Source organism: Vagococcus changpingensis, assembly GCF_058211775.1.
The window spans coordinates 172264-193892 of sequence record NZ_JBYVZB010000001.1 but is presented as its reverse complement, the minus strand read 5'-3'; the positions used below and the strand labels follow the sequence as shown (position 1 = coordinate 193892).

General features: G+C 34.6%; 24 protein-coding genes. 4 read left to right on the top strand and 20 right to left on the bottom strand.

The window, feature by feature from the left end; genetic code table 11:
• Nucleotides 1–52: 52 nt before the first annotated feature.
• The 9 genes from AC37UB_RS01060 to AC37UB_RS01020 all read right to left on the bottom strand — a co-directional run bounded on the left by AC37UB_RS01060 (nt 53) and on the right by AC37UB_RS01020 (nt 10058).
• A complete protein-coding gene (locus tag AC37UB_RS01060; RefSeq protein WP_490685178.1) occupies nt 53–2824 on the bottom strand; it encodes a sigma 54-interacting transcriptional regulator in 2772 nt (923 codons plus the stop codon).
• An 82-nt stretch (nt 2825–2906) separates the two neighbouring features.
• Entirely contained in the window at nt 2907–4253 is a 1347-nt protein-coding gene (locus AC37UB_RS01055) for a DEAD/DEAH box helicase (RefSeq protein ID WP_490685177.1), read from the bottom strand.
• Nucleotides 4254–4301: 48 nt separating this feature from the next.
• Complete coding sequence (locus tag AC37UB_RS01050; protein WP_490685176.1) at nt 4302–5243, bottom strand: AEC family transporter; 942 nt, start codon at nt 5241–5243, stop codon at nt 4302–4304.
• A complete protein-coding gene (gene alr, locus AC37UB_RS01045; protein WP_490685175.1) occupies nt 5244–6383 on the bottom strand; it encodes an alanine racemase in 1140 nt (379 codons plus the stop codon). It abuts the gene before it with no gap.
• Between the two features lie 70 nt (nt 6384–6453).
• On the bottom strand, nt 6454–7308 hold the full coding sequence (locus AC37UB_RS01040) for a DegV family protein (protein ID WP_490685174.1): 855 nt from the start codon (nt 7306–7308) through the stop codon (nt 6454–6456).
• An 87-nt stretch (nt 7309–7395) separates the two neighbouring features.
• On the bottom strand, nt 7396–8442 hold the full coding sequence (locus AC37UB_RS01035) for an LCP family protein (protein ID WP_490685173.1): 1047 nt from the start codon (nt 8440–8442) through the stop codon (nt 7396–7398).
• Nucleotides 8443–8514: 72 nt separating this feature from the next.
• Nucleotides 8515–8799, bottom strand: a complete 285-nt coding sequence (locus tag AC37UB_RS01030) for a hypothetical protein (protein WP_490685172.1) — start codon at nt 8797–8799, stop codon at nt 8515–8517.
• Nucleotides 8800–8890: 91 nt separating this feature from the next.
• The gene (efp, locus tag AC37UB_RS01025) at nt 8891–9451 is read right to left on the bottom strand and encodes an elongation factor P (RefSeq protein WP_079344734.1); all 561 of its coding nucleotides are present in this window, start codon (nt 9449–9451) and stop codon (nt 8891–8893) included.
• A 337-nt stretch (nt 9452–9788) separates the two neighbouring features.
• Complete coding sequence (locus AC37UB_RS01020) at nt 9789–10058, bottom strand: GNAT family N-acetyltransferase (RefSeq protein ID WP_242094430.1); 270 nt, start codon at nt 10056–10058, stop codon at nt 9789–9791.
• A gap of 167 nt (nt 10059–10225) precedes the next feature.
• On the opposite strand from AC37UB_RS01020, the gene AC37UB_RS01015 reads away from it, so the two are divergent.
• The gene (locus tag AC37UB_RS01015) at nt 10226–10537 is read left to right on the top strand and encodes a heavy metal-binding domain-containing protein (protein WP_117972182.1); all 312 of its coding nucleotides are present in this window, start codon (nt 10226–10228) and stop codon (nt 10535–10537) included.
• A gap of 65 nt (nt 10538–10602) precedes the next feature.
• Here the strand turns inward: AC37UB_RS01015 and glnA are convergent, their stop codons facing one another.
• The 6 genes from glnA to AC37UB_RS00985 form a co-directional block, all read right to left on the bottom strand.
• Complete coding sequence (glnA, locus tag AC37UB_RS01010) at nt 10603–11940, bottom strand: type I glutamate--ammonia ligase (RefSeq protein WP_117972181.1); 1338 nt, start codon at nt 11938–11940, stop codon at nt 10603–10605.
• A 33-nt stretch (nt 11941–11973) separates the two neighbouring features.
• Complete coding sequence (locus AC37UB_RS01005) at nt 11974–12306, bottom strand: MerR family transcriptional regulator (protein ID WP_117972180.1); 333 nt, start codon at nt 12304–12306, stop codon at nt 11974–11976.
• Between the two features lie 108 nt (nt 12307–12414).
• A complete protein-coding gene (locus AC37UB_RS01000; protein WP_117972179.1) occupies nt 12415–13665 on the bottom strand; it encodes a methionine gamma-lyase family protein in 1251 nt (416 codons plus the stop codon).
• Nucleotides 13649–14893 (bottom strand): GTPase HflX, encoded by a 1245-nt coding sequence (hflX, locus tag AC37UB_RS00995; RefSeq protein WP_117972178.1) that lies wholly within the window; start codon nt 14891–14893, stop codon nt 13649–13651. The genes AC37UB_RS01000 and hflX overlap by 17 nt, the downstream gene beginning before the upstream one ends.
• Nucleotides 14890–15846: a tRNA (adenosine(37)-N6)-dimethylallyltransferase MiaA gene (gene miaA / locus AC37UB_RS00990; RefSeq protein WP_117972177.1), complete on the bottom strand. Its 957-nt coding sequence runs from the start codon at nt 15844–15846 to the stop codon at nt 14890–14892. Before miaA ends, hflX begins: the two co-directional genes overlap by 4 nt.
• Complete coding sequence (locus AC37UB_RS00985; RefSeq protein WP_117972176.1) at nt 15839–16564, bottom strand: glycerophosphodiester phosphodiesterase; 726 nt, start codon at nt 16562–16564, stop codon at nt 15839–15841. Before AC37UB_RS00985 ends, miaA begins: the two co-directional genes overlap by 8 nt.
• A gap of 133 nt (nt 16565–16697) precedes the next feature.
• On the opposite strand from AC37UB_RS00985, the gene AC37UB_RS00980 reads away from it, so the two are divergent.
• From AC37UB_RS00980 to bsh, 3 genes are all read left to right on the top strand, one after another.
• Complete coding sequence (locus AC37UB_RS00980) at nt 16698–16865, top strand: DUF3042 family protein (RefSeq protein ID WP_490685171.1); 168 nt, start codon at nt 16698–16700, stop codon at nt 16863–16865.
• 70 nt (nt 16866–16935) lie between these two features.
• Nucleotides 16936–17514, top strand: coding sequence for a uracil-DNA glycosylase family protein (locus AC37UB_RS00975; protein ID WP_490685170.1), 579 nt, complete (start codon nt 16936–16938; stop codon nt 17512–17514).
• Nucleotides 17515–17597: 83 nt separating this feature from the next.
• A complete protein-coding gene (bsh, locus tag AC37UB_RS00970) occupies nt 17598–18572 on the top strand; it encodes a choloylglycine hydrolase (RefSeq protein ID WP_490685169.1) in 975 nt (324 codons plus the stop codon).
• Nucleotides 18573–18607: 35 nt separating this feature from the next.
• Here bsh and AC37UB_RS00965 read toward each other — a convergent pair whose 3' ends face one another.
• From AC37UB_RS00965 to AC37UB_RS00945, 5 genes are all read right to left on the bottom strand, one after another.
• A complete protein-coding gene (locus AC37UB_RS00965) occupies nt 18608–19009 on the bottom strand; it encodes a rhodanese-like domain-containing protein (RefSeq protein ID WP_117972172.1) in 402 nt (133 codons plus the stop codon).
• 25 nt (nt 19010–19034) lie between these two features.
• The gene (locus AC37UB_RS00960) at nt 19035–20006 is read right to left on the bottom strand and encodes an ROK family glucokinase (protein ID WP_117972171.1); all 972 of its coding nucleotides are present in this window, start codon (nt 20004–20006) and stop codon (nt 19035–19037) included.
• Complete coding sequence (locus AC37UB_RS00955; protein ID WP_117972170.1) at nt 20006–20215, bottom strand: YqgQ family protein; 210 nt, start codon at nt 20213–20215, stop codon at nt 20006–20008. The genes AC37UB_RS00960 and AC37UB_RS00955 overlap by 1 nt, the downstream gene beginning before the upstream one ends.
• 70 nt (nt 20216–20285) lie before the next feature.
• Entirely contained in the window at nt 20286–21014 is a 729-nt protein-coding gene (locus AC37UB_RS00950; protein ID WP_233519144.1) for a rhomboid family intramembrane serine protease, read from the bottom strand.
• A complete protein-coding gene (locus AC37UB_RS00945; protein WP_490685168.1) occupies nt 21001–21564 on the bottom strand; it encodes a 5-formyltetrahydrofolate cyclo-ligase in 564 nt (187 codons plus the stop codon). The genes AC37UB_RS00950 and AC37UB_RS00945 overlap by 14 nt, the downstream gene beginning before the upstream one ends.
• Nucleotides 21565–21629 lie beyond the last annotated feature (65 nt).

Genomic DNA, 21629 nt, shown 5'->3' with positions numbered 1-21629 from the left:
TAAAAATAAAAGCAAATAGCATGCCAAAAATAATCGGCAAACTATTTGCTTTTTAAAAATCAGATTCAATCATTGATATATCAGAGTTTTTGAAAATAATATCATAAACGTAGGCTACTTCTGAATTTGGTACATTGACACTATAATCACTTTCTATGACACTAAAGGCTTTTTTAATCAAAGATAACTCTCTTTGATGACACTGAGCTAATTCATCATATTGACTATATGTTTCTATAGGAATATTTCTAATTAACCTTTCAATCAAACAACTAATATGAACATACAATGCTATTTTTACATTATTACCTAATAATAGATTAAAAAGAAACTCTATTTCTCTAAAGAAATCTTCTATTTCATGAATCACTTTATCCGTATCTAAAATTGTTACAGACTGAATCACCTTCTCTAAAGAAAATGAGCGAATAATTCGTTTATTGAACAAGTCTTTTTCTTCTTTCGTCATAACAGAGGATAAACCATCCATCAATCGATTTGTATCTTGACCTGAGATCAATTCCTCAAGTGAGACATACATTAAATTTTCTATGTTTGGATTTTCTGTTCCTACAATACCTAAGACATCGTAGACTGAAAAAATAGTGTCGTCTTTTTTGTTTACATGTAGGGATTCATAGGAATAAGGCATAATCTTCAAGTCGCATGATACTGGTAAGCTCTTTTCTAATAGTTGATTAATTTGTTTAGCTGTACCTATACCCGTTTGACATACAGTTAACAGTACTTTTTTTCTATTTTCTTGAGGATAGATAATTTCCCAATCTAATTTTGCTGAATCAACAGATTGTTCAATCATTTCCTCAAAAGATAATTTTTTCTGTATATTTTCTCCTATAGACAATGCTAATGGTGTACTAACGTTATTTACGACAACAATAGGTGTCTCAATTTGTTTGGGAAAATACTGATATAATTCCTTTAATGACCCCATATCAACAAGAATAATCAATCCATTGGATAAATCATTTTGCGTACAATAATCTATAATTTCTTCTGAAATTTGCTTCGCAGTAGTTTCAAGTGGCATGTCAAATGCTTCAAAAATTTCTTTCTCCAACAAACGATTCACAACATTTGAAATACTACTTGCTGTCGCATAACCATGGGCAACTATAATTGCTTTAGGTATTCCTTGTTCTTTTTTCCAATCAATTTTTTTAAAATACAGCGTTAAAATAATATAATCCATTAAAGTAATATCCAAATCAATAAGAGGCTGACAAATATTTAGAATACGACTAACATAATGATAACTGTCAGGATATAACACTTTAATTTCTTGATTAAGATGTGTAATCATTTCCGATAATTCATCATTTTCTGCATACCATTTAGTTGAACCTCTTTGTAATAAATAGTAACTTAAAGCGTATACACTGTTACCGTTAAACTGGATACCATAAGCTGTTCTCATTTGACGAAATGTTTCTCTAATATATTGTGTAACATATACTAGTAACTCATACTGTGAATAACGTTGTTTTGAAAAAAACAATTCATCAAATAATTTATTGATATGTTTCTTTATCTCTTCTTCACAGATTGATAAATCTTGATGATTTTCGCGATAGATTAGAAGTACTTTTTCAAACGTCTCAATAACACTTTTTTGAGTTAATTGATTTATTTTTATCATTTGTTGCAAAGTAGTATCTGACTTAATTAATATCTTGTTTTCATCAATATTATAAACTAATTGCTCTGTATCCCTTAACAAGTAACTTGGTAAGTAATGTATAGAAATATTAACAACTTGCTCTGATTTTTGTTCCATAAATGCTTTCGCAACTGTTACTTTAACGCAATTTTTCAACTCACCTATATTCCCTTTAAAGTGATTTCCGGCTAAAAGATTTATTACTTGAGACGAAATACTAATATCTTTTTGAATAATATGTCTTTCTGCAATAAAAAAAGAATAGATTAATTCGATTCGTTCATTTCGGCTTCTTTCTTTAATGGATGGTAAAGTTATTTGAATAGGAATTCGTCGTATAAAGGTTGTTAAAAAATTACTTTCAAGATCTTCTGTAGTAGCAAAAAATAATCGTGTATTAACATGAAGTGGATGGCTATTATCCCCTAATCTATATATAATATGTTGATCTAGATATGTAAATAATTTCTCTTGTGCTTCCGCATTTAACCGATGAACCTCATCCAAAAATAATATCCCCTCGTTTGCTGATTCAAATATTCCTTGTTGCGTTTCATTAGCTCCTGTAAATGCCCCTTTAACATAGCCAAATAAATTACTTGTTAGAAGTTCTGGATTATTCGCGTATTGAGCACAATTCAATGTAATAAACGGTGCATCTTCTTTAAGAATATCATTTTCAATACAATATTCATAAACCAATCTGACCAGATAACTTTTCCCAGTACCACTCTCTCCTGTAATAAGAACAGGTAAGCCATTATTAGGATAAGCTAATGACATTTTGATTTGGTCTATCGCTCTATTTAGGCTTTGATTATGTCCAATCATTAATGAAAAGAAATCTCTCTCTTTTTTAAAATAAGGCTTCTCATTTAATATCTCTTGAAAAGAAGAATAAATATTCTTCTTCAGCTTAAAATTTTCTTCTTCAAACGTTTTTTTACTCAAATAAAAAACTGGTCTAGAGTTAACTTTGATAAGTTTCCCCTCTGAAGTTAATTGATTTAGATAGTGACTAATTGTGTTTCTTTTCACATGAAATATTTCAGCAATTTTTGATGCAGTGAATACATCACTTACATAATCAAAACTAAAAAATGAGGTTTGATTATCTAAATAAACTATTATTTTTTTTTTCATCAGCTTACCTCCCGATAATAATCATACAATAAAAAAGTATAGAAATCAGTTTAAAATAACTAATTTCTATACTAAATCTTCATTAAAAATCTTGTTTTCTTGCTTTGCGTTTGCTTCTATTTGATTGACGTTGCTCAATTTTACGTTTTTGTTTTTGATCATCAGCAATTGCGTAACGAATTTTTTTCTTGTAACCCGGTTTGACTTTTTTCTTCTGTTTTTTCACCATACCAATCATCGTTGGGTCTAATTGTTTTTGCGTACGTGAACGTTGCTCACGACGATTGCGATCATAATGATCCACAATTTCCCCTTTTTTGATGGTTTTTGGTTCAAATCGAATACCAAGTTTTTCTAATTCAGCCAATGCCGATTCATCTTTTGGCTCATATAACGTGATGGCAATACCTGGAAGTCCATTACGACCAGTACGGCCCACACGATGAATAAAGAATTCTAGATCTTTTGGAATTTCCGCATTAATCACATGAGAAACGCCCTCAATATCAATCCCTCTAGCAGCTAAATCTGTCGCTACCACAAATTGATAATCTAAGTTTTGAATGCTTTTCATCACACGTTTACGTTCACGTGGTGGAATATCCCCATGAATTTTCGCCACTTTTAAGCCTTTTTCTTTTAAGAAATCAGTGATTTCATCGACTTTTTGTTTCGTGTTCGCAAACACCATTGCTAAAAACGGGTGGCCAATCGTTAATAAATCATACACGACTTGCTCCACGTCTTTACTTTTTGTCGAGATAACCCAGTTGTCAATCGTATCAGAAATAACAGACGTTGGTTTGATATGTTCCACAACAGGATTGTCCATGTATTTTTTCAAGAATGGTTTTAATTTCACTGGTATTGTCGCTGAGAAGACTAACATTTGTAAGTTACCAGGTAATGTTGCGGCAATTTTATCGACATCTTCTAAAAATCCCATGTCAAGTGTCATATCCGCTTCATCCACGACAAAAGCAAATGCTGTATGTGTTTTTAGTGCACCACTTTCGATTAAATCTAAAATACGACCAGGCGTTCCAATCACAACATGAGGTTGTTGGTTTGCTAACTTGTCCATTTGGCGTTTTTTATCTGTTCCACCAACATAGTTGCTCACACGTAGCTCATCATCATAGTGACCAGCCAATTGATTGGCTGCTTGATAGATTTGTTCTGCTAACTCACGACTTGGTGCTGTGATAATGACTTGAACTTCTTCTTTTTTGGTATCTATTTTATTCATCAGTGGTAATAAAAACGTGTGTGTCTTTCCTGAACCTGTCTGTGATTGTCCAACAACACTTTTTCCTTTACTTATCACTGGAATCAATGTCTCTTGCACTTCTGTTGCTTCTTTAAATCCTATTTCGTCTAATGCTTGGATTAAGTTATCGTTTAATCCGAATTGGTTAAATTTTGTCATTGTATTCACCTTCCTTTACGTTCCTTTGGCATTATAGCACAGTTTCAACTAAAAAAATAATGTTAAAATGACGAATATAAAGGCAGTATATAAAATGATGGAATAAGTTAATGATGTTGTCGCAAATTCTGCATCTGCTCCGTAACCTTTTGCTAAAATGGGTAACGCATTTTGAACTGGCATGGCAGATTGTAAAATAAAGACTTTTAACATCAAACTAGGTACAGGAATAATAAAAGATAACCCATATACCACAAGCGGTGAAATAATATAGCGACCAAGCATCACACCCGCGACATCTTTATCCATTTTTAAATTTTTAAATCCTGTTTGATAAATGATAATGCCAATCACAAAAAGAGACAGAGCGGTTGTCATCCCGCCAACATAAGAAGAAAAATCAATCATCGGTTTTGGCACGGCCATATCAGTCAACATCCATAAAATTCCAACAAAAAACCCTAAAATAGCCGGTGACAATAATTGCTTCAATAATTTTTCAAAACTAAAATTGGCTTTTTCTAAACGGTTATCTGGGTTATCTCGACTAATCAACATAATACCAACTGTAAAGAAAAACGTGGTATTACAAATATAGTAAAGCAATGCATAAGGAATGGCTTTTTCACCAAAAATAGCCATATTGACAGGTAATCCCATGAAAATAGTATTAGCCGCCGTAAACATGGTGCGAAACGATCCCTTACGCGTATCTGGTACACGCGTAATACGAGAATACACCATACTAATCAAAAACGTCACAATAATCGAGACAAATGGTAATGCTAATCCTGTGAATAGTTCTAAAAATTCTGCTCGAGTAAATTTTTGGGTCATATTTAAAAACATACTTAAAGGCAACGTGATATTTAACACTAATTTTGAAAATACATTAGCGATATGATTATCAAACCATTGTTTTTTAGTCAGCATATAGCCTAAAAAGATCATCGCAAATACCACTAAAATATTTAAATACGCCGTAATCATCTAATTGTTTATCCTTTCATTTAGATAATAACGTGGCAATCGATCCGTTAAGCCACACACGATTTCATAATTAATCGTGTCAATAAATTCAGCAGCGTCATCTAATGTGTTTTCTAGCTCACCATTTTTTCCAAAAATCGTCACTGGTGTCCCAACATCATAACGTTTAGGCAGACGAATCATACATTGATCCATACACACTCGTCCCACTATTTCAGCATATTCTCCATCAATAATCACCTTATAACCTTGGAATTTACGAATCAATCCATCCGCATAACCAATGGGAAGTGTGCCAATCCATTCTTCCTTTTCAGCAGTATAAGTCGCACCATACCCAATTTTTTCTCCGGCAGACACTTGTTTAACATGGATTAGCTCGGTTGTAAGAGACAACGCTGGTTTTAACTCATAAGGCAGATCAAGGACTTTCCCTGAAGGATTTAAGCCATATAATGCATCACCAAAACGAATCAAATTACTATTCCACGCATCATGCCATAAAGCTGTCGCCGAGTTTGATGTGTGAATGTAGCGAATCTCTAAATCAGAGAAAATATCCATTGCACGAGTAAATCGTTGTTGTTGCAATTCAAAATACGTCGTGTCTTTCGTATCTGCACAAGAAAAATGCGTGAAAATACCATCTAACGTCATGTGATTGGATAAAACAAATAATTCTTTTGCTTGAACCATTTCACCTTCATCTCTTAATCCAATGCGTCCCATCCCTGTATCAATTTTTAAATGCACACTTAATGGATTCATCATAGGTTTTTCTGCTAGAGTCTCTTCAACTTGTTTTAGCCATTCAAGTGAAGGAGCAGTTAAAGAAATGCTTTGTGAGATAGCTAAATCGATATAGTTTGGCGACACATAACTCAATACTAAAATCGGTAACGTGATGCCGGCTTCTCTTAATTCCAGTGCTTCATCCAAATTTGACACGCAAAAACCTGTTGCACCGGCTTTTTTGGCTGCTTGTGCGACTTTGATTGCACCATGACCGTATGCATTGGCTTTAACGACTGCAAATAAGACTTGCTCATCATTTAATCTAGCTAATTCTTGTTTAATATTGTATTCAATGGCAGATAAATCCACCACAACTTGACTTGGTCTATGTGTACTTTCTATCATTATTCTTCACTCTTTTCCATTAAATTTATTAAAAAAGAAGGATAATTTAAATTATCCTCCTACCATGTCACTATTTTTTAGGAATAACACCTATCCCGATTGATTTTTCCCCCAGATGGGTCCCAATAACTGGACCGAAATCACATAAAATGACTTCTAATTGGCTATCTCTTTTTAGCATGTCTTCTTTTACGTGTTCTGCTACCTCTATGTTATTGCAATGGATCACATAAAACATACTGTCATGTGGTTTACTTGGCACTTCCTCAAGCACAATATCAATCACGCGAGACAAGGCTTTTTTCTGAGAACGAATTTTTTCTGATAAAATAATGTCACCGTCTTGGAAACGTAAAATAGGTTTGATTTTTAATAAGGTTCCAATAATTGCTGCCCCATTTTTTAACCGTCCACCACGAACTAAGTGATTTAAATCATCCACGACAATATACCCTTCTGCAAATCGTCTCATTTCTTCTAAATGTTGAATAATCTCTTTAGGGTTTGCTTCCTTATGTTCAGTCATCTCCAAAGCAACTTCAACCATTCGACCCATTGGACCACTTGTGATATAAGAATCAAATGGATAAATATCGATGTCAGAAAAATCTTTTGAAATACCATTTAATGTCGTAATAAATCCAGATATCCCAGTTGATAGATGAATACTAATTACTGCATCATATCCTGACTTAGCTAATGTTTCGTAAAGTTCATAAACTTCACCCAGTGCAGGTTGGCTAGTTTTAGGAAATTCTTTGGCTACTTTTAATTTTTCATAAAATGCTTCGTCTGTAATATCAATTCCTTCTTGATAAACCACATCATCAATGATTAATGGAACAGATAAGACAAATAAATTTTTATGATTTTGGTACTGCTCTTGTATATAAGCGGTGCTATCCGTCACTATTGCAATCTTCATTGTATTTCCTCAATTCTATTTACTACGCTAAGTTCACAACTTACATTATAGGTTTCTTAGAGTTTAAAGTAAAGTCTGAAAACTATTTTATTTACTGAAAAATTTCTGTATGGCTTGCTTATTCATTTCTTCATTGATTTCCAAGACACTTCCGGCGTAGTCATAGTAGCCATTGTTCCATGAACCTTCGACTGGAACTGTTAAGATTTCAAGTGATTTATGTGAACTAAATAAATAACTACTTCCAATAGATAAATAAGCAGACACTGGCACGTCTGTTTGCGTGTAGCCAACAACCGCTCCTAACATCTCAGGTAATTTCCAAGCATGAAGTGGATTTGTTGCTTGTTTCGTGATAGCACTCATGACTTGTTGCTGACGTCTCACGCGACCAAAGTCTCCTTCAGCATCTTTTCTAAAACGAGCATATTGCAAGGCTTCATGACCACTTAAATTAGTCTGCCCTTTTTTAATCACTGTTCCTTCAACTTCTAAATCTTTTTCAGCTGTAATTGGCAAGCCACGTGGTGCTAACACGTCAATCATTTTAGGAAACGAATCAAAATTAACGACCGCATAATATTGAATCGGGATACCAAAATTAGTTTCAATCGTTTGTCTCACCATCTCTGGTCCACCATATGAATACGCTGCATTGATTTTATTGTATTCAAGTCCATCATGTGTCGGTATCCCAACAAACGTATCGCGCATGATTGATACAATTTGAGGTTGCTTCGTTTTTCGATTATAATGGGCAATCATAATCGAATCCGAACGACCTTGGTCTTCTCCACGCGAGTCACTACCTAGTAATAAAATATTGATGCTATCGTCGTGACTTTTTTGACCATTAAAAGCTGTCATGTTAAACTCTTTATTATCTTTATCTACCTTAGCTGTAAAATACCCTTTAGCATACCCCATACCAGATAACCCAATTAATGCAACGAGTACGATTAATACCTTGAAAAGAAACGATTTTTTCTTCTTTGGTTTCTTTTTCGGCGTAACGTCTTGGCTCGTTGGTCGTTGTGTGTCACTAGGTTGTCGTCTGTCACTTTTTTTATCTTTTGGTGCATATTTTTTGGCTTCTTCTTGTCTTCTTTTATCCATCCGAGACATTCCAGGCATAAGACTCTCTCCTTATCATAAAGAAAAGATACCCTCTATCTAGTTGATAGGATATCTTTTCACGTTTCTTTCTTATCCTTCTATTTGATTTTCTTCTAAATCTTGAAAACCAAAGAAATCATTCATTTCAATTGTCATTACTTTATCTAAACCCATCGTGATGGATTCGACAAAATGAGGTTGGTACATTAATTTCGCTGTGACGTCGGTTAACTCAAACATAATAGGCGAAAATTCACCAAACTGTGTCTTCAAACAAATAATTGAAACGTATTGGTCATTTGTCATTAAGGTAAAATAATCCGCATACTTATTATCAAATACAATGTTCCAATCGTGCATTGTGTGCCATGTCATACTGAATTACCTCCACTTTTCCATCTATTATAGCACATATAGCACAAAAAAAATCAACAGTCTGTTAGATTACAGACTGTTGATTCATTGATTATTTCGCACGTTTCATGTAGTTTCCTTCAGACGTGTTAATTTCTAATTTATCGCCTACTTCGATAAAATCAGGAACGTTTACTACTAATCCTGTTTCCATTGTCGCTGGTTTACCAGAACCTGAAACAGTTGCCCCTTTAATAGAAGGTTGAGTTTCTGCTACTGTTAACACAACAGATGATGGTAAAGATACCCCAACAACTTCTGTATCGTAAAATTGGATTGATACCTCCATGTTGTCTAACAAGTAGTTTAATTCATGTTCAATCACTGATACGGGAATTTCATATTGTTCATATGTTTCTAAATCCATAAACACTGCCATATCATCTTGGATATATAAGTATTGTACAGCTTTTGTATCAATATGTGCTTTTTTTACTTTTTCATCAGGACGCATCGTTGTTTCAACGGTTGAACCTGAACGTAAATCTTTTAGTTTCATACGCATAACCGTATTACCTTTACCAGGTTTATGATGGCTTGCTTCTAAAACTTTGATTAATTTACCATCTTTTTCAAATGTGTTTCCTGCTCTTAAATCAACTGCTGATATCATTTTTCAATCTCCCTTAATAGTTACTAATCGTATCATAGCATAAAATGAGCCATAATAAAATATTCTTGTGGTAAAAACGACTAAAAAACACGTCCTAGACACGTTTATAAACAGACTATAAACCAAACTTAGATTATTCATGAACCAAATGTACGATTATAAAACAAGATGCCTTCTGTCATCTCTGGCTTTAATTTTTTCATCATCAAGTACTCACTTGGTACATCAAATGGACAACTCACATGAAAATTCTTCGCTGGCACATAACCAAATTGACTATAAAAGGATGGGTCACCTAAAATCGTAATAAAGGTATGTTCCGTTTCTTTTGTTCGTTTTATGGTACCACTGACAGAGGTGCTAGCACTAAACCTTTTAAGTCATTTATCTCATGTTTTACCACTGCCTCACTTAATACACCATGTCCCACGATATCATTATCTATAAGAGCCACGATTTCCAATTCTTGATTGTCACTTGGTAGGTCTCTCATTCTTTCGACTGATATTACTTCACCATTATGACCATGATCACTTTGCTCAAAAGCCTTAATAATCACTTCTTTAACGTGTTTATCATCTTCAGTTTGGATTGTTCTTAACTTCATTGGTTTAACACCTTGATTTAAAAACAAATCTTTTTTGAAATGATGCCATTCATTTTATTTGCTGACGAATTTGACCACAAAAATACAACTTTAGTTGGATATCCTCACATAAATTTAAGTATAAAATAGATAATGTAAGAACAATATAACCAAAGGAGATTGATCACATGCTTATTACAACAACAGAAAATATCCCTGGAAAAAACTATGAAATCATTGGCGAAGTATTTGGTTTAACAACAAATTCTAAAAACGTGGTTCGCAATATCGGTGCCGGCCTTAAAAATATTGTCGGTGGAGAAATCAAAGCCTACACTGAAATGCAAGAAGAATCTCGTGAATTAGCAATTCAACGATTAAAAGAGAACGCAAAAAATATGGGAGCTGATGCGATTGTGATGATGCGTTTTGATTCAGGCTCTATTGGAACTGATATGCAATCAGTTGCTGCTTATGGTACAGCGGTCAAATTTATATAACCATTCCCACTATGACAATAAACACAAAAAAACTTGCAACCAGTTTGGCTGCAAGTTTTCTTTTTTTAATACATTTCTAAATATTGCTCGCGTTCCCATTCAGAAACTGATTGACGGTAAGCATCCCACTCCATACGTTTTGCTTCAATAAAGTTATTGAAGATATGACTTCCTAATGCTTCTTTAACCATTTCATCGTCTTTCATTGCCTTAATAGCATTATGTAAAGTAGATGGTAAGTCAGTGATATGTGCGGCTTCGCGTTCTTCTTCCGTCATCACATAAATATTACGATCCACAGCTTTAGGTGGATTAAGTTTACGTTTAATCCCATCTAAACCAGCTTGTAATAACACTGCCATTGCTAAATAGGGATTAGCCGTTGGATCAACTGAACGTAATTCTAAACGGGTTGATAAGCCACGAGAACTTGGGACACGTACTAATGGCGAACGGTTTTTACCACTCCATGCCACATAAACAGGTGCTTCATAACCAGGTACGAGACGTTTGTATGAGTTAACAATTGGGTTACATACGGCTGTATACCCTCTAGCATGTTCTAACAAACCACCTAAGAAATGATAAGCAGTTTCACTTAATTGATCGTCACCATTTTCGTCAAAGAAGGCATTTCCTTGCTCGTTAAATAAAGACATGTTGATGTGCATGCCACTACCAGCAATGCCATGCAATGGTTTTGGCATAAATGTAGCGTGTAAGCCATGTTTTCTAGCAATGGTGCGAACAACTAATTCAAATGTTTGGATATTGTCACACGCTTCCACTGCATCAGCGTATTTAAAATCAATTTCATGTTGTCCTGGTCCACATTCATGGTGAGACGCTTCTACTTCAAATCCTAAACTTTCTAATTCTAATACAATATCACGACGACAATTTTCACCTAAGTCAACTGGCGCATAGTCAAAGTAGCCACCTTGGTCATTTAATTTTTTCGTCGGGTTACCATTTTCATCTAATTTAAATAAGAAAAATTCAGGTTCAGGTCCAATATTAAATCCAGTAAAACCTAATTCTTTCATTTCTTTCATAATACGTTTTAAGTTACTACGAGGATCTCCAGCAAAAGGTTTGCCGTCTGTTCCATAAACATCACAAATCACACGGGCTACTTTTCCTTTTTCACTTTCCCATGGAAAAACCATCCATGTGGCAAGATCAGGATATAAATACATGTCACTTTCTTCGATACGCACAAATCCTTCGATGGAAGATCCGTCAAACATCATTTTGTTGTCTAAAACTTTATCTAATTGGCTAATTGGAACTTCTACGTTTTTAATTCTACCTAAAATGTCAGTAAACATTAGTCTTAAGAATCGAACATTTTCTTTTTCTACAACTGCTTTGATTTCTTCTTTTGTTGAATAATTTGCCATTGTTTTCCACCCTTTTAATTAAAGTTTTAACACCTAGTATCTGTTAAAGCGACTTTCTTTCATTAAATCATTGTATAAAGCAATCCGGATTTTTTCTTCTGATAATTTTTCCTGTTTTCTTTTTTCCTTATCAAAAGATGCTTTAATGTCTTTAATGGTATACCCATCGTCTAACATGTCTTTTATGTCCAGTAGAAGATCAATATCATTGAGAGAAAATAATCGATTGTTTCCTTCATTTCTTTCAGGATGAATTAATTGTTGTTCTTCATAGTAACGAATTTGCCTTGCAGTCAGTTCTGTTAGTAACATCACCGAGCCAATCGGAAACACAGATTTACTACGTTTTAAGTCTCTTTTATTCATTTTTCTTCTCCTTTCATAAAAGGTTAAAAACAGGATAACAATAAAAAAAAAGAAAGTCAATTAATCATGTTAGATTATCTCACACAATTAACTAACTTTCTAAAAACTTTAGAAATAGATACTATTGACTGCTTCACAGACGGCAATTTTAACATGTTCATACGTTAATCCACCTTGAACATACAATTGGTATGGTTCTCTTATTGGCCCATCAGCTGTTAGTTCCAAGCTACCACCTTGCACAAATGTTCCAGCAGCCATAATCACATCATCCTCGTATCCCGGCATATATGAAGGGATTGGCAAAACATGTGCGTCAATTGGTGAACATGTTTGAATGGATTGACAAAAGGCAATCATTTTTTCCTTATCATTTAATTCAATCATTTGAATTAAATCCGTGCGTTTATCGTTCCATTTTGGTGTTGACTCCACATCAAACTTTTCTAATAATCGCGCGGTAAAAATCGCCCCCTGAATGGCTTGACTGACGGCATGTGGTGCTAAGAAAAATCCTTGTAGCATCTCATGTGTGCTATAAATCATCGCACCACCCTCACCACCAACTCCAGGCGTGGTTAAACGATACGATACCTTATCAACTAAGTCTTCTTTTCCGACAATGTATCCACCCGTTTTGGCAATACCACCACCAGGATTTTTTATTAGAGAACCTGCCATAATATCTGCCCCAACATCAGTTGGCTCGATTTCTTCAGCAAATTCGCCGTAACAATTATCAACAAATACCACCAAATTCTCATCAATTTGCTTAACAAATCGAATCATCTCACCAATTTGTTCGACAGTAAATGATGGACGAGAATCATAACCACGTGAGCGTTGAATGGCGATAACTTTTGTTTTATCAGAAATAGCTTCTTTTATTTTTTCAAAGTCCACCAAGCCATTTTCTTTTAATGCCACTTCTTTATACTCAATGTTGTATTCTTTTAACGACCCAATGCCATCTCCAGCGACCCCTATCACTTCAAGCAATGTGTCATAAGGTGTGCCAGTAATGTAAATCAATTCATCATTTGGACGAAGCAAACCAAATAGAGTCGTCGAAATCGCGTGCGTGCCTGAGACGATATGTGGTCTCACTAACGCTTTTTCTGCATGAAATACTGACGCGTAAACTGCTTCTAATGCATCTCTTCCAATATCATCATATCCATACCCCGTTGATGGGACAAAATGACTTTCTGATACGTGATGTTCTCTAAACGCATCTAACACTTTTGCTTGATTAGCTAATGCAACATCTTGCATTTTTTGACGTTCTTCTAATATATCTTTATCCACCTCTTCGATGGTTTCTACTAACTCTGGATGTAACTTACCACTCCAACTCATCTTCACTATCCCCTTTTTTCCATCGATCAACATTTTTTGCGTACCCGATTAATTCATATTCATTCAAAGATTCATCATATTCATAACTTTCCAATAACGTCGCATCTTTTAATTGATTAAAATCTTTCATTTCTGCTGGTGAATAAAACAAATGGTACTTGGTTAAGTTTTCTTTTAAAAATGTCATAATATCTTGTGTTAATTTCTCTTTATCCTCTAAGCGTCTAGCTGATACTAAACAATTTGGAAAGAGTGTTGGCACAAATTCTGTTTCCAATAAATCCGCCTTATTGTAGACAGTCAGCACTGGAATATGGTCCATATCCAACTCATGCAACAATTTTAGTACGGTTTTTTCTTGCTGGTCACGATTAGTTGACGTCACATCGACTACATGAAGTAAAAAGTCCATGGCTTTACTTTCTTCAAGAGTTGATTGAAAAGCTTCAATTAATTGTGTCGGTAAATCTTGAATAAACCCAACTGTATCAGTCAATGTCACCTGTGTTCCTGTTGGCAATTCCCATTTTTTCGTTAATGGGTCAAGAGTCGCAAATAATTGATCTTCTGAATACGTATTTGCTTTCGTCAACAAATTCATAATAGTAGATTTCCCGGCATTGGTGTAGCCAATCAAGCCCACTTGCATGGTGTCAGATTCTTGACGTTTTTTACGACTTCTTTCGCGATGTTTTTCAATTTCTTTTAACTCTTGTTTAATCTGTGTCATTTTAAATCGGATGTGACGTCGATCTGTTTCAAGTTTTGTCTCCCCTGGTCCACGTGTCCCAATACCCCCACCAAGACGTGACATACTGGCTCCTTGTCCACTTAATCTTGGTAAAAGATATGACAACTGCGCCAGTTCAACTTGCAACTGACCTTCTTTTGATTTTGCTCTTAAGGCAAAAATATCTAAAATTAATTGCACACGGTCAATCACTTTTACTTTCACGGCTTCTTCAATCACAGCTGTCTGTCTAGCAGTTAACTCATGATTAAAAATCACCATGTCCGCATCGGTTGATGCCACAAGTGCTTCAAGTTCGACTAATTTTCCTTTTCCAATAATCGTCCGGCGATCAATCGTTGGTCTTTTTTGTGTCATTGTCCCAACGACTTCACCTTGTGCCGTCTGTGTTAGATTTTCTAATTCCTTCATTGATTCGTCAAAATAATAAAAATTTTCTTGGGTTTCAACCCCCACGGTTACAACGCGTTCTATCATGCCATTCCTTCTTTCTTATCCAACCACTTAGAAACATCCTCTTCTAGTTTACTCATATTGGTCTCCTCTAAAACAATATCCCACCACTCAACAGGCATTCGATTTCTAAACCAAGTCAATTGGCGTTTAGCATACTGTCTTGAATGTTGTTTCACTTCCTCCACTGATTTTTCCAGTGAACACTTTCCTTCAAAATAAGGAAAAAATTCTTTGTAGCCAATGCCTTGACTTGCTTGTGGGCAATCTAACTCGTAGACCATCTTGGCTTCATCTAACAAGCCTTCATCCATCATGATGTCAACTCGCTGATTGATTCTATTATACAAAACTTCTCGATCAGTGGTTAACCCAATCAGTTTCACATCAAACGAACTTTTTGACAGATCCATTAAATCAATCTGTTGTTGCTCACTGATACTTTTTCCCGTTAAATCAAACACTTCCAACGCACGTATCACCCGTTTTCGGTTATTCGGGTGAATCGTGTTGGCCCCTTTTGGGTCGATTGTTTCTAGTTCGTGCCATAATGCTTCATTAGATAAGTTTTCAGCAAACTCTTCCCATTTTTTACGACTTTTCTTTTCATCATCACTTAACTCAGATGAACCTAAATGAAAATCATAAAGAAGTGACTGAATGTATAGACCTGTGCCACCTACTATAATAGGCAATTTATTTTGTAAGGCTAATTCATTTATACACTCTGTTGCATGACATTTAAATTCATGAGCCGAATAGGTTTCTGTTGGTTCCTTAATGTCAATTAAATGATGTGGCACGCCTTGCATCTCTTCTGTCGTTACTTTCGCTGTGCCAATATCTAATTGTTTGTAAACTTGTAGTGAATCCCCACTAATAACCTCGCCATTAAAGCGTTGACTTAGTTTGACTCCTAGAGCCGTTTTTCCAACTGCAGTCGGCCCAACGATAACAAGAACTTTTTGTTTATCCATTATCTCTTACCTCTAATGCTTTTTTAGGAAAATCTGTGAACATCCCTGCCAAATGGTGCTTCATACAAAATTGCATATCGGCTTCTTTATTCACTGTCCACGGTCTAATCGTTTCAATGTCTGTCGTTTGATCCATATGTCGTTTCAACCATCGAATATCTGGATGAAAACTATTTATCCCTCGTTGTTTATCTAACCATGCAACATCTCTTTGATTTCCAAATGAAATAAAGGCTGTTTCATAAGTATCATCCAGTGCTTTAAGTCGTCTCACTGTATCACGATTAAAACTAGATAACACAACTGTACAAGACAAGTCAGCTTGTTCCAAAGCTCGCAACACTTTTTGTTCGATACCTAAGTATTCTACTCTATCTGTTTTTAATTCGATATTCAACAACCCACTAAACCGATTATGTTTTAATAAATTCAAAACTTCTTCTAATGTTGGGATTCTTGTATCTTTGTATTCTTCAGCAAACCAAGATCCTGCATCTAGTTCTTTAATTTCTGCTAAAGTTAAATCCTTTACCCACCCTTTTGCATTCGTGGTTCGGTTTAATTTTTCATCATGAATCACAACCAACTTACCATCACATGTTAACTGAACATCTAATTCGATTCCATCTGCCTTTACATCAATGGCTTCTTGAAACGCCGATAGTGTGTTTTCCGGATGCGTTCCTTTACTTCCTCTATGTGCGATTACTTTTATCATTTTATCACTTCCATTCACTTCCAATTTTACCATTTTAAAATGAAATTAATAGATGTTGTATGCCTTATCACTAGATTTTTATTATAAAATGCGTATAATAAAGGTATAAATTCAGATAAGGACGTGAGGTACTATGAAGAAATTTTCAAAAGGATTTTTAGCAGGAACTGCAACCACTTTAGCCGCTTTAACAGGTATGGCTTTAGGCGTTAAAAAAGTTCTAATTGAACCAATCGAAGAAAAAGAAGAATTAATTGAAGGTAACCGTAAAAAAGCAATGAGAAAAAGTAGAGCAAGATAGTATTATTTGACCAAAAAATAGCTAATGTTATTTTTTGGTTTTTTTATTACCACCGAAAGGAGTTTTTTACATGACTATTGAAGAAATCAAACAAGAAATCATCTCAGACCCAGAGAATAAAGAATTTACCGATAAAGGATGGCAACCCATCTTTATGGCTTATCCTGAAGCAAAAATTTTAATAATTGGACAAGCGCCTGGTATTAGAACGCAAGAAAAAGGACAAGTCTTTCACGATAAAAGTGGTGCAAAACTACGTGAATGGATGGGTGTAACAGACGACATATTTTATAATTCAAAACAAATTGCCGTATTGCCACTTGATTTTTATTTTCCAGGAAAAGCAACTCATGGTGACTTACCACCTAGAAAGAATTTTACTGCAAAATGGCACCCATCTTTAATTGACTGCATGCCAAACATTGAGTTAACTATTCTTATGGGGACATATGCTCAAAAGTATTATTTAAAAGATAAAGCGAAAAAAACATTAACCGAAACAGTTTTTGCTTATGAAGAATACTTACCAACCTATTTCCCTATTGTCCACTCATCTCCACTAAATTTTCGTTGGTTTGCCAAACATCCAGAATTTCAATCAGATATTGTTCCCGTTTTTAAAGAACACGTCCAACAATTAATAAAATAGTTAATAAATCTTCATAAAAAATTCATTGTTATAAATATTTTTAGCATTATACTCATAGTATATTTTATTTAGGAGATAACAATATGTGTACATCAGTTAGTTTTAATGGAAACCATCATTATTTTGGACGAAACCTTGATTTAGATTATACATTTAATCAAGAAGTCGTCATTACACCTAGAAATGTCGTGTTTGAATTAAGAAACGGGCAAACTTTATCCTCTCATTTTGCGATGATTGGCATGGCTGTAATTTCAGATAACTACCCACTTTATTTTGATGCGACCAATGAAAAAGGCTTGAGTATCGCTGGATTGAACTATCCTAAAAACGCTTTTTATCAACCAGATAAAAAGACAGAAAAAAGTATCGCATCTTTTGAGTTGATTCCTTATGTGTTGTCTCAATGTACCACCATTGATGAGGTTAAATCACTTTTAGATGATCTCATTATCACCGATGTGGCTTTCAGTCCTGAGTTTCCAAACTCTCCACTGCATTGGATCATTGCTGATAAACATGCTGCTATAACAGTTGAGTCTGATAGAGATGGTTTACATGTCTATGACAATCCTGTCGGTGTTTTGACAAACAATCCACCATTTCCCACTCAACTATTTAATTTAAACAACTACAGACATTTATCTTCTAAAACAAGTGCGAACTTATTTGCACCAGAACTAGATTTAGATATCTACAGTAATGGTATGGGAGCAATTGGTTTGCCAGGAGATTTATCCTCTATGTCACGTTTTGTTCGTGCAACCTTCACTAAAGACCACAGTCTAAAGTTTCAAACTGTGGAAGAAGATATTAATCAGTTTTTCCATATTTTATCTTCTGTGTGGCAAACAAAAGGGTTATGCGACGTTGGCGAGGAACACTATGAATATACTATCTATTCTTCTTGTTGTGATACAGATACAGGCATTTATTACTATAAAACCTATAATAATAGCCAAATTAGTGCCGTTTACTTGCATCATGAAGACCTTGACGCCTCAGATTTAATCCATTATCCATTAGTAACCAAAACAAGTATTCATTCAGTCAATTAAAAAAGATGTCGGACCTTTCCGACATCTTTTTTTAATTATTTTTTCTTTGTCTTACCTGTCCAATTCATATAGCCACCTTTTAAGATATAGATATCTTTGTATCCTTCTTTTTTTAGTAAACCAGCCATATAAATTGCCATACTAGTACGATTGTCATATAAATACACAGGAGCGTCTTTACGAATAGCCAATAAATATTCTTTATGAGCTCTAGCAATTGTATAAGGAACACTTCTTGCTCCTAAAATATGCCCACGATTGTAATCTTCTTTTTCTCTGACGTCAATCACTTGAGCTGTTCTCATCGTTTCTTGAAACTTGTCTTGTTCAATCCACTCAGCTGCTCTCTTTCGTTTAATAAAAAAGAATAATTTATATAAACCATAACCAATAATAACAATAAGTAATATAATATTTAACGTTGCAAAAAAACTCACAGGGCATTTACCTTTCTTTAATTAATTATTTTTCTTCTTTAAATTTTAACGCAAGAGATGCTGCACCAATCACACCAGCTGAATTTCCTAACTCTGCTAATTTTATTGAAGTACTTTTTGTGACTTGTGGGAATGTAAACTCTTCAAAATAATCTTGAACTTTTTCTAATAAGAAATCTCCAGCTGCGGATACACCACCACCAATGACAATCTCTTGTGGGTTAAGCATATTTCCAATATTACCACAGGCTAAACCTAGATAGAAGCACACTTTATCCACAACTAATAAAGCAAAGTGATCATTGTCTTTAGCTAAGTCAAATACATCTTTACTTGTCACTTCTTGTCCATCATCAATCATTGTTTTTAATTTTGAATCACCAGAGTATTCTTCACTTAACTCTCTGGCTAAACGAACCACACCTGTAGCTGATGCCACAGTTTCAAGGCATCCTTTTTTTCCACATGTGCAATCAAATCCTGTTGGATCTACTGTTAAATGACCAATTTCTCCAGCTGCCCCTGCTACGCCATGTAATAATTGCCCTTCTGCGATAATCCCGCCACCTACACCTGTTCCAAGCGTAATGAATGTCACATCAGGTGCATTGTTTCCAGCACCTTTCCATCGTTCACCAAGTGCTGCAACGTTTGCATCATTGTCTAAATCAAACGGAATACCAAATGTTTCTTCCATTGGTTTTTTTATTTCTTGAAGCGTTGACCAGTTTAAATTATAGGCGCCAATCACCGTTCCTTTTTCTTTATCGACTGTTCCTGGTGTTCCCATACCAATTCCGATAAAATCAGATGCTGTCATGTTATATAAATCTAGTCTGTGTTTGATGGACTCAATAATATTTGGAACAATATGAGCTCCATCATCTTCAATATTTGTTTCCACACTCCATCGTTGTTGGATGTCACCATCTTCAGTTAAAATCGCTAATTTTGCTGTTGTTCCACCCAAATCAATTCCAATTAATTTATTTTTCATTATTGTCCCTCCTGATAATCTTCTTCAAGATGATGTTCATGTTTTAAAACAAGCATCGCCTTTACGTATTCCTGTTTATCAATTAATCCGGCTTCTTCAAGTTGTTTTAATTCAATCATCATTAATTCAATATCCCATAATCTATTTCCAACATAAATAAAGATACCAAATCGTTTAAATAACTGTTGTACATCATACATTGTTCTCAATTTTCACTACCGACCTTATTATACAGATAAGTACCAGATATTCCTAGTCTCGTCTGAATTTATTTTTATTTTATCTACTAAATCCTTTATAAAAACATCCTACGAACAATACGACGAAGAAAACAAGTGCTATCACACGCTTTTTCCAATCAATGTTTTCATTAAAACCTAATCGACTAGACGGTACGCCAACGACCATCATCACAAGTAATCCACCTAATGCACCACCAAAATGCCCCATAATATCCACACCTGAATCAAATAAATTCATAACTAAATTCATGAGTATAAGAAGAGTCATATTGCGTGACATGTATTTAATACCAGGATGATGTTTATAAATCTGACCTAGAATAATAAATGCCGCAAAAATTCCAAAAAGTGACGTACTCGCTCCTGCTGAAATAGAATTAGATGAACCAAAGGCAAAACTCCATAAATTACCAAAAATTCCACTTAACATATAAACAAGGAAAAATCGAGTGTGACCAATTAAAGGCTCTAAAATACGGCCTACAAAATATAGTCCCAACGAATTTAATAATAAATGGAAAAAACCAATGTGGACAAAAATAGGCGTCACAAGTCGCCAAAACTCGCCATCTAAAATAATGGCTGCATGGGTCATAGCACCAAATTGATATAATATTCCCACATCTTCTGATCCAGAATAAATCCCTTGTTTTATACCAACAAGTTCCATCAAAATAAACACCACTATTTGAATGGCTAAAAACGTATACGTAAAGTATGGGCCTCTTTTGAAATGCATCCAATAACTTGTATTATATTCCCTCATAAAGTTCCCCCTTATGTGCACAAATTAATGCATCAACTAACTTATCATGTTCTTCTATTTCTAATTCTTCTAATAACTGTTCATCAAAAACCAAACTAATGGTATGACCTTTAAAATCAGTTAAATATCGGTCATAAAATCCGCCGCCATAACCTATACGTTTGCCTTCTTGTGTAAATCCCACCCCTGGAACAATCATCAAATCAATTGATTTTTTATCATAAAATTGACTGTCAACTGGCTCATACACGCCAAATGGTGTTAATTCTAACGCAACGTCATCATGATAGGCATAAAAATCCATCTCACCACGCTTTTTTGTTTTCGGAATAACAATCGTTTTTCCTTCTAAAAAAGCTTGATTCATCAATTTTATTGTATTAAATTCATGCGTCATTGGGTAAGTCGTGGCAATCACATTTGCTTGTCTCCACTGGTCAGTTTCATATAAACGAGACAGCATATCCTCTTCTAAGGCATGTTTTTTATCTTCTTGTGTTGCTAGATGCTTTAATTTAGCCAATATACCTTGTCTAATCGCTTGTTTCATCTCAACACCCCCTTAAACAATATACCAAAATATTATAACACAAGTTATTTGTAAACTTTATCTAA

Excerpts from the sequence above, each read along its gene's own strand:
- AC37UB_RS01015 (WP_117972182.1), top strand. The coding sequence starts at position 10,226 with ATGCTTATTACAACAACAGAAAATATCCCTGGAAAAAACTATGAAATC.
- AC37UB_RS01000 (WP_117972179.1), bottom strand. The coding sequence starts at position 13,665 with ATGAGTTGGAGTGGTAAGTTACATCCAGAGTTAGTAGAAACCATCGAA.
- AC37UB_RS00985 (WP_117972176.1), bottom strand. The coding sequence starts at position 16,564 with ATGATAAAAGTAATCGCACATAGAGGAAGTAAAGGAACGCATCCGGAA.
- hflX (WP_117972178.1), bottom strand. The coding sequence starts at position 14,893 with ATGATAGAACGCGTTGTAACCGTGGGGGTTGAAACCCAAGAAAATTTT.
- alr (WP_490685175.1), bottom strand. The coding sequence starts at position 6,383 with ATGATAGAAAGTACACATAGACCAAGTCAAGTTGTGGTGGATTTATCT.
- efp (WP_079344734.1), bottom strand. The coding sequence starts at position 9,451 with ATGATATCAGCAGTTGATTTAAGAGCAGGAAACACATTTGAAAAAGAT.
- AC37UB_RS01005 (WP_117972180.1), bottom strand. The coding sequence starts at position 12,306 with ATGAATAAAAGAGACTTAAAACGTAGTAAATCTGTGTTTCCGATTGGC.
- AC37UB_RS00950 (WP_233519144.1), bottom strand. The coding sequence starts at position 21,014 with ATGAGGGAATATAATACAAGTTATTGGATGCATTTCAAAAGAGGCCCA.
- AC37UB_RS01020 (WP_242094430.1), bottom strand. The coding sequence starts at position 10,058 with ATGAAGTTAAGAACAATCCAAACTGAAGATGATAAACACGTTAAAGAA.
- miaA (WP_117972177.1), bottom strand. The coding sequence starts at position 15,846 with ATGGATAAACAAAAAGTTCTTGTTATCGTTGGGCCGACTGCAGTTGGA.
- AC37UB_RS00945 (WP_490685168.1), bottom strand. The coding sequence starts at position 21,564 with ATGAAACAAGCGATTAGACAAGGTATATTGGCTAAATTAAAGCATCTA.
- AC37UB_RS01035 (WP_490685173.1), bottom strand. The coding sequence starts at position 8,442 with ATGCCTGGAATGTCTCGGATGGATAAAAGAAGACAAGAAGAAGCCAAA.
- AC37UB_RS01055 (WP_490685177.1), bottom strand. The coding sequence starts at position 4,253 with ATGACAAAATTTAACCAATTCGGATTAAACGATAACTTAATCCAAGCA.
- AC37UB_RS01050 (WP_490685176.1), bottom strand. The coding sequence starts at position 5,243 with ATGATTACGGCGTATTTAAATATTTTAGTGGTATTTGCGATGATCTTT.
- glnA (WP_117972181.1), bottom strand. The coding sequence starts at position 11,940 with ATGGCAAATTATTCAACAAAAGAAGAAATCAAAGCAGTTGTAGAAAAA.
- AC37UB_RS00975 (WP_490685170.1), top strand. The coding sequence starts at position 16,936 with ATGACTATTGAAGAAATCAAACAAGAAATCATCTCAGACCCAGAGAAT.
- AC37UB_RS00960 (WP_117972171.1), bottom strand. The coding sequence starts at position 20,006 with ATGAAAAATAAATTAATTGGAATTGATTTGGGTGGAACAACAGCAAAA.
- AC37UB_RS01030 (WP_490685172.1), bottom strand. The coding sequence starts at position 8,799 with ATGACATGGCACACAATGCACGATTGGAACATTGTATTTGATAATAAG.
- bsh (WP_490685169.1), top strand. The coding sequence starts at position 17,598 with ATGTGTACATCAGTTAGTTTTAATGGAAACCATCATTATTTTGGACGA.
- AC37UB_RS01060 (WP_490685178.1), bottom strand. The coding sequence starts at position 2,824 with ATGAAAAAAAAAATAATAGTTTATTTAGATAATCAAACCTCATTTTTT.
- AC37UB_RS01040 (WP_490685174.1), bottom strand. The coding sequence starts at position 7,308 with ATGAAGATTGCAATAGTGACGGATAGCACCGCTTATATACAAGAGCAG.
- AC37UB_RS00980 (WP_490685171.1), top strand. The coding sequence starts at position 16,698 with ATGAAGAAATTTTCAAAAGGATTTTTAGCAGGAACTGCAACCACTTTA.